At 69.3% G+C, this 12,449-nt stretch carries 8 protein-coding genes and 2 pseudogenes; 6 read left to right on the forward strand and 4 right to left on the reverse strand.

Annotated elements, in window-relative coordinates; genetic code table 11:
• Positions 1-490 precede the first annotated feature (490 nt).
• Positions 491-1,711, forward strand: a complete 1,221-nt coding sequence (locus tag J2Z30_RS48355; protein WP_052701377.1) for a DMT family transporter — start codon at positions 491-493, stop codon at positions 1,709-1,711.
• A 125-nt stretch (positions 1,712-1,836) separates the two neighbouring features.
• Here J2Z30_RS48355 and J2Z30_RS48360 read toward each other — a convergent pair whose 3' ends face one another.
• Both J2Z30_RS48360 and J2Z30_RS48365 read right to left on the reverse strand, forming a co-directional pair.
• Complete coding sequence (locus J2Z30_RS48360; RefSeq protein WP_044570461.1) at positions 1,837-3,369, reverse strand: AMP-binding protein; 1,533 nt, start codon at positions 3,367-3,369, stop codon at positions 1,837-1,839.
• Between the two features lie 371 nt (positions 3,370-3,740).
• Complete coding sequence (locus J2Z30_RS48365; RefSeq protein ID WP_044570459.1) at positions 3,741-4,310, reverse strand: TetR/AcrR family transcriptional regulator; 570 nt, start codon at positions 4,308-4,310, stop codon at positions 3,741-3,743.
• Between the two features lie 642 nt (positions 4,311-4,952).
• On the opposite strand from J2Z30_RS48365, the gene J2Z30_RS52295 reads away from it, so the two are divergent.
• The 3 genes and pseudogenes from J2Z30_RS52295 (at position 4,953) to J2Z30_RS48380 (ending at position 7,571) form a co-directional block, all read left to right on the forward strand.
• On the forward strand, positions 4,953-5,309 hold the full coding sequence (locus J2Z30_RS52295; RefSeq protein ID WP_505011432.1) for a recombinase family protein: 357 nt from the start codon (positions 4,953-4,955) through the stop codon (positions 5,307-5,309).
• A 383-nt stretch (positions 5,310-5,692) separates the two neighbouring features.
• A pseudogene (locus J2Z30_RS48375) lies at positions 5,693-6,589 on the forward strand (NADP-dependent oxidoreductase); the annotation flags it as partial.
• A gap of 727 nt (positions 6,590-7,316) precedes the next feature.
• Positions 7,317-7,571: a hypothetical protein gene (locus J2Z30_RS48380; protein ID WP_044570451.1), complete on the forward strand. Its 255-nt coding sequence runs from the start codon at positions 7,317-7,319 to the stop codon at positions 7,569-7,571.
• Positions 7,572-7,902: 331 nt separating this feature from the next.
• Here the strand turns inward: J2Z30_RS48380 and J2Z30_RS48385 are convergent, their stop codons facing one another.
• Complete coding sequence (locus J2Z30_RS48385) at positions 7,903-8,562, reverse strand: TetR/AcrR family transcriptional regulator (protein ID WP_063790907.1); 660 nt, start codon at positions 8,560-8,562, stop codon at positions 7,903-7,905.
• Positions 8,563-8,989: 427 nt separating this feature from the next.
• Positions 8,990-9,211 (reverse strand): annotated as a pseudogene (locus tag J2Z30_RS48390) (hypothetical protein); the annotation flags it as partial.
• A gap of 908 nt (positions 9,212-10,119) precedes the next feature.
• On the opposite strand from J2Z30_RS48390, the gene J2Z30_RS48395 reads away from it, so the two are divergent.
• Positions 10,120-11,667: an MFS transporter gene (locus tag J2Z30_RS48395; RefSeq protein ID WP_209469169.1), complete on the forward strand. Its 1,548-nt coding sequence runs from the start codon at positions 10,120-10,122 to the stop codon at positions 11,665-11,667.
• A 53-nt stretch (positions 11,668-11,720) separates the two neighbouring features.
• Entirely contained in the window at positions 11,721-12,218 is a 498-nt protein-coding gene (locus tag J2Z30_RS48400; RefSeq protein WP_044570448.1) for an FBP domain-containing protein, read from the forward strand.
• Positions 12,219-12,449 lie beyond the last annotated feature (231 nt).

A 12,449-nucleotide genomic window follows, 5' to 3' on the forward strand; every position in this document is an offset into this window, starting at 1 on the left:
GCCGCCGAGGCCCGGTTGCCGCGGAGGCAGGCTGTGAACCGGCCCCGATGCCCCTGCTCGGCGTGGAGGGGCATCACCCGGCCATCCGTCACGGGTCCTCCCGTACACGAATGAACCGCGGCGAGCTTTTCCACGTTGAGACGAGCGACGCCAAGGACGCACCCCCTTGGTCCCGCGCCACGCCACATTTCCTCCGCCGCCCTCGCCACGCATCTGCTGCCCACGGGCCGCCTGACCGCTGAGGACGAGTCAGCAGTGGCTCGCCCCACCTCTCTTCCGAAGCCTTCAGGGTTCGTTCCCTACTACCCCGTCACCCCCGTTTCGGGGGCACAGAAGACATGTACTTAATGGTGAATAATGGACAGAAGTTGAACGACTTCGCCACGCTCATGCCCTTGCCCTCGGGGCATACCGTTCATCTGCCGGACGGCGACCGCGAAGCCCCGGTGCCGGCCACGCCCCGACCGACCGCGGCCGGCGGTGCGGGCGCGTGAAATCCAAAATCGATCCGCTGACCGTCGCGGCGATGGCGGTCGCCGTGGTCGCCATCTCGGCCACCGCCCCTCTCACTGCCGCCGCCTCCGCCGCGCCGCTCGCCATGGCCTTCTGGCGCAACGCCCTGGGCTTCGTCACGCTCGGGCCGTTCCTGCTGATACTGCGCCGCCGCGAGGTGGTGCGTGTCGCACGCGGTGAACGCGGCCTGCTGCGCCGGGGGCAGTGGCGGCCCCTGGCCTACGGCTTCCTCGCGGCCACGTCGCTCGCCCTCCACTTCGCGGCTTTCATGACGAGCACGCGGATGACCACGGTCGCCATGTCCACGGCACTCGTGGCCACTCAGCCCGTTTGGCAGGCCCTCATCGCCGCGGGTCAGGGCGTCCGGGTCGCTCGCAGGACCTGGGCGGGTCTGACGCTCGCCGTGGTGGGAGCGGCCGCGGCCGCCGGTCTCGACATACAGTCCGGCGGCGCGGCGCTGACGGGCGATCTACTCGCCCTCGCCGGGGCCGTGGCTCAGGCCGGATACACCGCCCTGAGCCAAAAGGCCCGCACAGATATCAGTACCCCCATGTATTCGACGGTCACCTCGCTGGTCTGCGGCCTGGAACTCCTCGCCGTCTGCTGGCTGGCCGACATCCCACTCACAGGATTCGATACATCCACCCACCTGTCGCTGCTCGGGCTGCTCATCCTCCCCCAGCTTCTGGGGCTTGGCTCAATGAACTTCGCCCTCGGCAAGGCATCGGCAACGACGATGAGTGTCCTCCTGCTGCTGGAGACTCCGGTGGCCGCTCTCGCCGCATGGTGGCTGATGGGGCAAGGTGTCGAGCCCACATCCATCCCCGGGCTCCTGCTGATCATCGTCGGCGTCACCGTCGTGGTAACGAGCGGTGACGGGGAACAAGCCGCGCCACAGCAAGGCAAACGCCGCAAGGGAACACCGCCGTATCCGGTCCACGCCCCGTACACACCACAACTACCGCCGACGACCGGAGGATTCACCACCGATGAGCGGGAACTGACCACGCCGCACCGAGCTTTCACAGCCGCCTGGCCGACGTCGCCGGAACCCCAGCCTTTCGGGCACCATGCCAAACGGGATCCCAGAGTGGAATGGGCGGGACTCAGCAGGGACGAGAGTCCGACGATCACGCTCACCTATCACGGCGCCGGGGCCTTCGACACCGAGTATTCGGGCAGGCCGCAGGTGGAGTAAGTGCCTGATCGCCAAGTGCCACAGGCCGCTCAGAAGCCGTATTCCCTACTTCGGCCAGTCCCGGCTGGGGCCACTGACGGCCCAGGACGTAAGCCTGTTCCTCGATGGAGAGCGGGCTGACCTCGTTATGCCTGTGCGGCGCGCGTCCGCAGCAGCTTCTTGTTCGGCTTGCCCGTGTCCGTCAGCGGCAGTTGTTCGGCGAAGGTGATGCGCGCCGGTTCGTACATGGCTCCGCGCTGTTTGCGGACCATGGCCCGCAGTTCGTCTGCGTCCACCTCGGCCTCCGGGGCCCGTACCACCACCGCGTGCACCTGTTCCATCCGGTCGCTGTCGGGCACGCCGAAGACCGCGCTCTGCAGTACCTGGGGGTGGGAGTTGAGGAGGTCCTCCAGTTCGGTGGTGTAGACGTGGCCGCCGACCACGACGATCATGTCCTTGATCCGGTCGACGATGGTCAAGTAGCCCTCGTTGTCCAGGAATCCGACGTCGCCGGTGTGCAGCCAGCCGTCCCGCAGTACCTCGGCTGTGAGTTCGGGCTGCTTCCAGTAGCCCTGCATGACGTGTTGGGAGCGGACGCAGATCTCGCCGTGTTCGCCGTGGGGCAGGTCGTGGCCGTCCGGGTCGCGGATGGCCACCTCGACGCCGTCGAGGACCCTGCCCGCGGAGCGCAGCCGTTCGGGGCGGTCCGGGTCGTGGTCCTGGGGCCCGAGGACGCTGATGCTGCCGGACTCGGTCTGGCCGTAGCCCTGCAGGAAGACGGGGCCGAAGCGGCGTATCGCGTCGGCGATGCGGGCCGGGGACGCCTGGCAGCCGCCGTACATCAGCTGACGCAGGCTTGAGGTGTCGGTACGGCCCGCGTCCGGGTGATCCATGAGCCGGTACAGCAGCGGCGGCAGCAAGTAGAGGTGGGTGATGCGCTCGCGTTCGATCGCCGCGAGCACCTGGCCCGGGTCGAAGTCCTCCAGCAGGACCACGGTGCCGCCTTCGGCCAGCAGGTGGTCAGCGATCAGCCCGGCACCGTGCGCGAGGGTGGTGGCCACCAACTGCCGGGGCAGGGCGGCCTCTTCCCCGCGGGGCGTGCGGGGCATCCGGCCGGCCCTCTCGAAGCTGGTGCAGATGCCCTTGGGGTGGCCGATGGTGCCGCCGGTGTGGCGGATGGAACAGATGTCCCCGGGGCGGGCCAGGCCCGATATCGGCTCAGCGGACTCGGCGGCGGCCAGCTCCAGCAGGTCGGTGCCCAGCTTGCTGATGCCGAGCGTCAGGACGTGCGGTACCGGGGCCCGGGCGATGACCTCGGCGGCCTGCTCGGCGTAAGCGGGGTCGACGATCAGCGCCTGGGTCTCCACGTCGCGCACGATGGCGGCCTGGGCGTCGGCGGAGAGCTTGTTGTAGAGGTGGTTGACCTGGCAGCCGACCAGGTTGGCGGCATAGCGGGCAGCCAGGGCCTCGGGGAGATTGCCGCTGAGCAGCGTCACGGTCTGCCCGCGCCCAAGGCCCTGGGCGCGCAGTGCGTGTGCCAACCGGTGGACCAGGTCGCGGAGTTGCCCGGCGGTGATCCGTCGGCCTTGGTGCACCAGCGCCTCGTGTGCGGGGGCGGCCCCGAGCGAATCCAGGATGTCATCCACGAACGAGCGGAAAGGCAGGGAAGTAGCGGACATATCAATTTCCTCCTGATGTGCGTTGTGCTGTTCTTGCGCACTCACCCGACACGACGGCGGGCAGGGCGGGCGAGTGGCTGTGCTGGTGCATCACATCCGTCACTGCTCCGCCTGGCGAAGACCGAAGAGCTCCTGGTTCTCGGCCCGGTGCAGGGCTCGCGGGCCGGGTGCTCCAGGAAGCGACGATCCGGGGCGGCGGGCTTGCCCGTGGTCTGCGCCGCCGAGGCCCCGAGGCCGACAGCGACGGTCGCCGCGACTGCGGTGGTGACAACGGCACCGGTGGTAACCGTGCGCCGGACGTTCGTTCTTGTCGCTGCTTCCCTCATGATCTGTGAGCCCTGCCCACCCCCGGCGCGGGATGGGAGCAGCGGTCAGGCGGTGGTCCAGGTGCGGAGAAGGCGGTCGAGGGAATCGATGGTCCAGGTCCACGACTCGCCGGGATCGGGGCTGCTGTGGGCGTAAGATCCGGCGAGCTCCAGGTCGGTGAAGCCATGGAGGACGGCCCCGAGCAGGCGGACCGCATGGGTCTGCTCGGGCTCGGGCAGGCTGTAGCCGCGCAGGACGGCCCGCATCATCTGCGAGTGCCGCACCGCGGCGCTGGAGGCCGCAGTCTGCGAGTCGAGCTGGAAGCGGGAGGCTTGATACCGGCCCGGGTGCTGCCGGGCGTAGTCGCGGTACACGGCAGTGAGTGCGGCCAGGGCGTCCCTTCCGGAGCGCCCCGCCACCGCGTCGGCGGCCCGCTCGGCCATCTCCTCCAGGGCAAGCAGGCAGATACGGGTCTTCAGATCCTGCGCGTTCGCCACATGGGCGTACAGACTCTGGACCTTCACGCCGACATGCCGGGCGAGGGCCGACGGGGTCACCTGGCCGAAGCCGATCTCGTCGGCCAGTTCGGCGCCGACCTGGGCCAGTCTGTCCAGGTTCAGTCCTGCTCGGGTCATGATGTGCTCCTCCGCTCCAACGAAAGCCATCATGCAATTACCTGAAGCTTTCAGGCAAGTCGGTTCCCGGCTCCGCTTCCGCACCGTCGACGCCACCGGGACCGTCGACTCGCCCGAGGGGGCGCAGCCATCCAACCTGGCGACGCCATCCAGAGGTGGCCTCCGGGTTCTCGCACCTGGCCACATGAGAAACCGCCACACCGGCCCCGCCCGGTGTCCGGTTTGTGTGGCCTCTCTGTTCTCAATCGGATTCTTGGAATGCTTTCTCGCAACCACGTCACACCGGTAGCTTCTGAGGCGCGCCAGGCGAGGAATTCGACGCCCCCACCGCCATCGAGCGCCACCCCTGCCCGACCTGTGACGTGCCCGTCGGATCGGCCTGCCGCACCGGCGCCGGGAAGCGCGGTCAAGTACCACGCCCGCCGCCTCCAGCTCGTGCCCCGCGTCGCCGAGGAACTCCTCATCCTCACCCCGCCCGACCGCGGCCCCGGTAAACGCTGCGGCCCCGAGTAAACGCTGGGCCATCGGCCCCGAGCTCGGCGCCGAAGCGAGCCCGGAGCCCACGCCGCTCGCGGCGGGGATCACGACGGTCCGCATCGGCTACGCGGACGCGGCGCCGACCTCCTCGTCACCGTCGAGGACCTGCGCAAGGCCGGCATCGCCCTGGAGTTCCTCATCGGCCCCGGCGACCGCCACGGCCGGGGCGCCATCCTCTTCGGCGTCCTGGCTGCACTGTCCGCCGCCGAACGCACCCATACCCGCGAACGCACCCTGGAAGGACAGGAATCCGCCCGCAAGCGCGGGAGGACCGGCGGACGCCCGCCGTCGCTATACACCGACCAGGTCGAGTACGCCCTCGCCCTGCGCGCCGAGGGCGCCCCCATGAAGGAGATCCGCGAGAAGACCTTCACTACCCGGGGCAAGCACAAGGGTCAGCACCCCAGCCTGCCCGCGCTGTACCGCACCCTCACCGAAGCCGTACAGGGCCCGCAGGTATGACCGCGCGCGGCCAACGCGACGAACAGGCCGCCACGTACCGCGTCACCCTTCAATTCGAGAAGGACGGCCCGTCCTCCAGTGGCTGGTGGACCAGCGCTATCCACGCACCACATCCCGCCGGGTGCAATCCTCAACACCCGGCATGGAGCAGAACGTCACTCTCAGCTACATGTCGCTTCGGCGTGGCTTCGGGGGCGCAGGGCCGACGGCTCCGCGGCCGGGGCCCTCGGGGCCGCGCCTCCGGCTGAACCGTCGGCGCCGTAGTCCCGTTGTTGCTCGCCAGAGGGCACACCCGAAGTCGGACAAGACCGGTCGGGCCGGTCTGTCCTGGAATTACACGAATAAGTGCGATATTTTCATTCATGAAGGCAAGGTAGGGCATTATGCGCGCAGCCCGCTTCCGTGCATACGGCGGAGCGGAGAGCCTGGTGATCGAGCAGGCCCCCGACCCCCACCCCGGAGCTGGTGAGATCCGTGTCCGCGTCGCGGCGGCCAGTGTCAATCCCATCGACTGGGAGCTGCGCACCGGCGCGCTGCAGCGGCTGGTTTCCCTGGACCTGCCCGCCATTCCCGGGCGCGAGGCCGTCGGCGTGGTCGACGAAATCGGTGCCGGAGTGCGGGGCATGCGCGTCGGCGACCGTGTCTTCGGGCTGGGCGGTGTCACCGGCGCAACCGCGGAGCTGGCCATCCTCTCGGCCTGGGCCCAAGCTCCCGCCACGTGGAACGATGAGCAGGCCGCGAGCGCCGGTCTGGTGTCCGTGACCGCGATGCGTGGACTGAACGCGCTCGGCTCCCTCACGGGGCGCACCCTTCTCGTCGAGGGCGCCGCCGGAGGCGTGGGGAGCGCCGCAGTCGAGATCGCTGTAGCGCAAGGCGCCACCGTGATCGGGACCGCCGGCGAATCCAACCACGAGTTCCTCACCTCTCTCGGCGCCGTTCCCACCACCTACGGCCCCGGCCTCGCACAGCGCCTCACCGCTCTCGCTCCGCACGGCGTCGACATCGCCCTCGACACCACGGCCTCCGCCTCGCTGGACGACCTCGTCGCGATTACGGGCGACCCGACGCGCGTCGTGACGCTCGCCGACCAAGCGGGCGGGCAGCGCCTGGGCACGCGTGTGTTAGGGGCGGACAACGACTCCACCCTCCTGTCCGCGGCCGCGGAACTGGGTCGGCAAGGCCGCTACACACCCCGTATCGAACAGGCCTATCCCCTGGAGGAAATCGCCGACGCCCACGCGCACGCTGAGCGCGGACGCACACGCGGGAAGATCGTCGTCTGTATCCGAAGTGTGGGCACGGCCCAGGCGCAGTCGGCCCGCCACGGGATGACCCTTGTGAGCCGGCGCTGACTGCTCAGCGCTGGACGGCTGCCACGAGGGTGTCGATGCGGTTCTCGTACCCCGGCGGGCCTTGTGCGCTGCGTCCGGCACGGTCGGGGCGCCCTGTGAGACGCCGAGCGGCTGGCAGCGCACGGCGGGAGCGGCGGCGATGCGCAGCGCGTAACCCGGCCTCGCCGTACGGTCACGCCCTGGTCGAGCGCGGCCAGCTCGGCGTCGTCCGGCTCGGTCGCGCGGAGGAGTTCGGCGAGCTTGCCCGGCATGTCGAGGGTGACCGACTGCTCCGGGGTCGAGATGGCCACCAGGGCCGCACCGGCTGCCAGTGGGACTTGATTCCCACACGACGCGTCACTACCAAGGGACTGCTCGATGCGCGGGTAGTCGTCCTCGGCCAAGTGGGGTGCGTTGACGATCTCCCGCATCTCCTACCGGCCCTGGTGGCCGCTGACCAAGGAGTGCGGGGCCTGCCATGCGGCGATCTTGTTGTGACTCAGGTCACTCCCCCAAGGGGGACCGTTGGCGACACTAAATGCCATAATGGCAGTTAGTGCCGGGACTGTGTGGGGGCAGCATGTCGATCAAGACGCGTTGCGAGCCGCGGAGCAACCACGCACCGGATCCCGGGTGCCCTACCTGCTGAACAGTGCAGCGCACAGAAGGAGAATTTATGAAGTCGTGGCGTTCCCGTATCACCGCCGGTCTCGTCGTCGGTGCCGCAGCAATCGCCATCCCGCTGACCGCCACCAGTGCTGTCGCCAGCCCCCCGCCCGGCAGTGGCTGGCACGTGGCTGGTGGTATGACGTATGACTCGAAGGGGCAGTGCGAGGCTGAGGAGCTGTCGAACGCCCAGCACAACGGGTATGACGAGGTGTGGTGCGACGGTCCGGGTGGTCGCGCCGAGTACACCGTCTGGGTGCGCTGACCACTTCCCAAGGCGCAGAACAGTCGGCCGCCCTGGCGTGCTGCGCCGGGGTGGCCCGGCTCCCCGATGTCTCACCATCCGCCCCGGTCCATCTGCTGCCGCTTGGGCCGCAGGCCCGTGGGTGGGAGGTGCCCCGGCCGGCGAGCAGCGCTGATCCTCGTCACCGAGCGGTACCAGTACCACGAGCCGGTCTCGCCAGTCCTCCAAAAGGACCGGCGAGACCGGCTCGCGTCGTGGAGTCACCGGACAGGGCGTAGCGCCGTCGTCAGGGCTCCTGCTGCCAGGGCAGGTATCCCGACCCGTTGTACCGTCCGCGGCGTGTCGTGGTCGCTCAGGTGGTGACGGGATCTCCCACGGCTCCGCCGGTGGCCGTGCGTACCGCTCGTGCGATCCGGGCAGGCGCGTCGGCGAAGTCCCGGGGATCGGTGCCCTCCAGGATGGCGGCGCCGATGTGCTCGTTGAGGACCCGCAGCGCGGCCGAGGCCGCAGCGGCGTGCAGGCGTACGTCGAGGTTTTCGGCCGGAAGTCCGAGTCGCTCCGCGATGATCTCGGCCATCTCGCGCTCTACTTGGTCGCATGCCATCAGCCAGGCCGTACGGATGGCCGGCTCCGTGTCGGCCAGCCGGATCATCTTGATCGCGAGCTCGGTGTCCATCCGCTCCACGTCACTGGCCTCACGACCGAACTTGCTGCTCTCCGCGGCGAAGTGCACTTCCAGCGAGAGCTGCGGAGGCCAGCTGCGCAGCGTGGACATCTCCCACTCCACGCCCCGCATCACGATGGGCTCGGCGCAGCTCTCCTTGCTGCGGAAGTGGCGCCAGATGGTGCGCGTCGACAGGCCCACGGCCTCGGCGATCTGGTCTCCGCTGGTCGCGTCGACGCCCTGCGCCCAGAAGAGCCGGGACGCTTCCCGTGAGACATCCAGACGTAGGCGGTGGCGCCGCTGATCACTCATGCCGCCACGTCCCTTGGTCGGTGCCGTACCGGCCATCCCTTTGCTCCTTGCTCCCGACTGCAAGTGAAAGGATGGCATTTAGTGACGCCGCTGACCAGTCAGTGAATACGACGGAGCTGGTCCTCGCGACGGGTCTTGCTCGACGGCTCCGGTGTCCATGGCAAGGGGCGGGGTCCACACCACGGGGGCCGCGAAGCTGCGGGCCGGCCTGCCGTCCGACCGGCCCGTCGCCGGGAAGCCCGCGGGTGGGTAGTACGGGGCCGACCACGACGTGGGCGTCACCTGGCCCCGGGGCGCTCTCCCTCGTCGGCATGGCCGTACGGACGACCAAGGCCCCCGGGGCGCTCCCTCTCGTCGGCCGTCCTGACGACCGAGAGCGAACCCTAGACGGATGAGTCCGATGTATTCAGTGATCGAATGCGGCCAGCGACCGCGGGCTCGGGGCGCCGGTCTTGTGGTTGCGTCAGATAGCGGCGGCCATGGCGAGGATGCGCTGGGCGAACGAGGGCCGCAGCAGTTCGGCCCCACGCATGACCAGGTCATTCTCGAACTCCTTGGAGGCGAAGTCCTTGTCCGCGATGATCAGCAGTCCGGGCCGATCGGCGACCAGGTCTTCATCGACGTCGAGCATGGCCCGGAGCACTTCGCGTTCGTCGAGTTTCGGGTTCGCCGGCGTCCACAGGATCGCTCCCGAGCCCACGGAAGCTGACGTCGAGGTCGTCGACGTCCTGTCTGACGACGTCGACCCAGAGGAACGCCGCGCTCTGGTCGAGCGAGAGCAGCAGGACTACTCGGCACCTGGGTCGTGCTGAACATCAAGCCCCGCGGCGGCCAGGCCGCATACGTATCGGGGCTGCACCAGCAGCTGTCAGACATCGTCAACGGCTTCCCGCCCGTACTCCCGGCTCGGGGTGAGCACCACCTCTTCCCCCAGGGACTTCCATCCCCAAGCAATCACCCATGCTGGGCGCGCACACGGCAGGGGTTCGACGACGGCCGTCGTCGAACCCCTGCCGTGCGCGCGCGGGCGGTCGGCAATTCCGGTCGCGCGGTGGCGCCGATGGGATATGCTGCCCGGGATTTTGCGCGGCAGGTTCTCTGCCGCCCCGCTCGGCGCGCTCGGCGTCGACACGCACCGCGTGCCCTGCCCGGAAGGAGGCGAGAGACATGGACCGTGCTGAATGCGTTGCGGCCATAGTTGCCTCCGGCCGTGTGCCCTCCCTCCTCTGCGGCGCGCGGTAACTCTTCCCCCTTCTTATTTCTTGTCTTCGGCATCTTCCTGAGATGCCGCGTCACGAGATGTCCTGGCCTGCGCGGTTCGTCGCCGCGTGGGCCGCGGGGGCGCGTGCCCGAAGACGGGCCCTTCTCTTGCTGGTCACCGTGATCTCGGCACTCTCCGCCTCACGACCGGCAAGAGCGCCGGCGTGAGTGACACGCAGCTGGTGAGGCAGGCCCCGGGTGCTGTCCGCGGTTCCCGCTGCCCCACCGCCATGCCGTGTCCCCGTGCTGCGTACACCGGCCCGTCGTCACCACTGCGACCGTCCCTGGCCGGCTGTCTCGACAGCACTTCGACACGAAACGTGCGTGATCGCCATGAGCAAGAAACGTCCCGGAGGGGAATCCCTCCCGTCCGCCCCTTCCACGGCCACCGACCGTTCCCCGGACCGCGAGGTTCCCGCCGCGACTCCGGCACCGGCACCGGATCCGAAGCGCTGGTGGGCGCTGGCCGTCATCGCCCTCGCCCAGCTGATGGTGATCCTTGACGGCACCATCGTGAACATCGCGCTGCCCTCCGCCCAGCGTGCCCTCGGCATGTCGGACACCGACCGGCAGTGGGTGATCACCGCCTACACGCTGGCCTTCGGCGGGCTGCTGCTGCTCGGCGGCCGGATCGCCGATCTGGTGGGCCGCAAGCGCACCTTCGTCATCGGCCTGGCCGGGTTCGCCGCGGCCTCCGCGCTGGGCGGCGCGGCGGCCGGACCCGGGATGCTGTTCGCGGCGCGGGCCCTGCAAGGTGCGTTCGCGGCGGTCCTGGCGCCCTCGGCCCTGTCGCTGCTGACGACGACGTTCACCGACCCCAAGGAGCGGGCCAGGGCGTTCGGGGTCTACGGTGCGCTGGCCGGCGGCGGCAGCGCGGTCGGGCTGATCGTGGGCGGTCTGCTGACCGAGTACCTGAACTGGCGCTGGTCCCTGTACGTCAACGTGCCCATCGCGCTGGCCGCCCTGCTCGGCGCACCGGCCTTCCTGCGCGACCGCTCCGGCCGCCGGGGCGGGCACCTGGACGTGCCGGGCGCGCTGCTGGGCTGCGGCGGGCTCGTCGCCCTCGTGTACGGCTTCAGCGAGGCCGAACCTCGCGGCTGGACCAGCCCGTCGGTGCTCACGCTGCTCGTGGCCGGCGTGATCTTGCTCGCCGCCTTCGTGTGGTGGCAGAGCCGCGCGGCGAGCCCGCTGCTGCCGCTGCGCATCGTCAAGGACCGTGTCCGGGCCGGATCGCTCGCGACGATGGGCTTGGCCACCATCGGCATGTTCGGCGTCTTCCTGTTCCTGACGTACTACCTGCAGGTCGTCCTCGGCTACCCGCCGGTGCGGACGGGCCTGGCCTTCGTGCCGATTTCGGCCGGTATCGTCATCGGCGCGACCCAGATCGCGGCCCGCCTGCTGCCACACACGGCGCCGCGCACCTTGATGTCGTCCGGCATGGTGCTGGCCGCCGCCGGCATGGTGCTGCTCAGCCGCCTGACCGTGCATGCGCAGTACGTCCCGCACGTGCTGCCCGCCCTGCTGCTGCTCGGTCTGGGCATGGGCCTGACCTTCATGCCGGTCTACGCGACGGCCACCGCCGGGGTGCCCGCGCAGGACGCCGGTGTGGCCTCGGCTGTCCTCAACACCGTTCAGCAGATGGGCGCTTCGCTGGGCACCGTACTGCTCAACACCATCGCCACCGGCGCCACCAGCCGTTACGTCCACTCGCATTTGCACGATCCGGCCCGCGGCGGTGCGACCCTCAACGAAGGCATGGTGCACGGCTTCTCCGTCGCCTACTGGTGCTCGGCGGGCGTCCTGCTGCTCGCCGCCCTGGTAGCGGGCCTCACCGTACGGCACAAGACGCCGAAGCACGCCGGAAACGACGCACCGGCCTAGCGAGCCGGGGTCGTGTCCCGCCACCGTCCACCTCACCCCTCGAAGGGCCCTCTATGAAACCCCTGACCGAGCACGACATCCGTACCTCGTTCGTCAACTGCTCGAAGGGCGAGGCCAAACGCCTCCCCCTGCCCAAGAACCTGGCGGACCTCGACCACTGGGACGACCTGGACTTCCTGGGTTGGTTCGATCTGTCCGCGCCCGATCGCAGGTATCTCGTCGTCGAACGCGCCGATGAACTCGTCGGCCTGTCCCTGCGCTCCGCTTCCGGCAACCGCGGCTTCCTGCGCCGCAGCCTGTGCTCGCTGTGCCTGACCACGCATCCCGGCACCGGCGTCTCCCTCATGGCCGCCCCCAAGGCAGGCCCGGCCGGCCGCGAAGGCAACTCGGTGGGCCTCTACATCTGCGCCGACCTGGACTGCTCGTTGTACGTACGGGGCAGGAAGAAGGCGGCACCGGGCGGGCGCATGGAGGAGTACCTCACTGTCGAGCAGCAGATCGAGCGCCTGCGCGGCAACCTCGACGCGTTCGTGGAGCGGGTCTTCCACTGAGACCGACAGGGGCTCGACGGGCATCGTCGTCGAGCCCCTGTCCACTCTTTGAACCGCCGTCTCCTCGCGGCTCCTCCGGTCTTACGTGCCGGACCTCAGAGGGCGTTTGAAGTAGGCAGATTGCCCTTGATGCCCTAGGGGGTGTCTCTTCGATCAGTGACTCGTTGTTCTGGTCATGCTCAGCAGGGGGATTTCACGGAGGCCGAGTGGGCGGTGCTCGAACCACTGTTG

The organism is Streptomyces iranensis (assembly GCF_017874715.1).
Lineage (GTDB): Bacteria > Actinomycetota > Actinomycetes > Streptomycetales > Streptomycetaceae > Streptomyces > Streptomyces iranensis.

Excerpts from the sequence above, each read along its gene's own strand:
- J2Z30_RS48385 (WP_063790907.1), bottom strand. The coding sequence starts at position 8,562 with ATGGCCGGTACGGCACCGACCAAGGGACGTGGCGGCATGAGTGATCAG.
- J2Z30_RS48400 (WP_044570448.1), top strand. The coding sequence starts at position 11,721 with ATGAAACCCCTGACCGAGCACGACATCCGTACCTCGTTCGTCAACTGC.
- J2Z30_RS48395 (WP_209469169.1), top strand. The coding sequence starts at position 10,120 with ATGAGCAAGAAACGTCCCGGAGGGGAATCCCTCCCGTCCGCCCCTTCC.
- J2Z30_RS48360 (WP_044570461.1), bottom strand. The coding sequence starts at position 3,369 with ATGTCCGCTACTTCCCTGCCTTTCCGCTCGTTCGTGGATGACATCCTG.
- J2Z30_RS48380 (WP_044570451.1), top strand. The coding sequence starts at position 7,317 with ATGAAGTCGTGGCGTTCCCGTATCACCGCCGGTCTCGTCGTCGGTGCC.
- J2Z30_RS48365 (WP_044570459.1), bottom strand. The coding sequence starts at position 4,310 with ATGACCCGAGCAGGACTGAACCTGGACAGACTGGCCCAGGTCGGCGCC.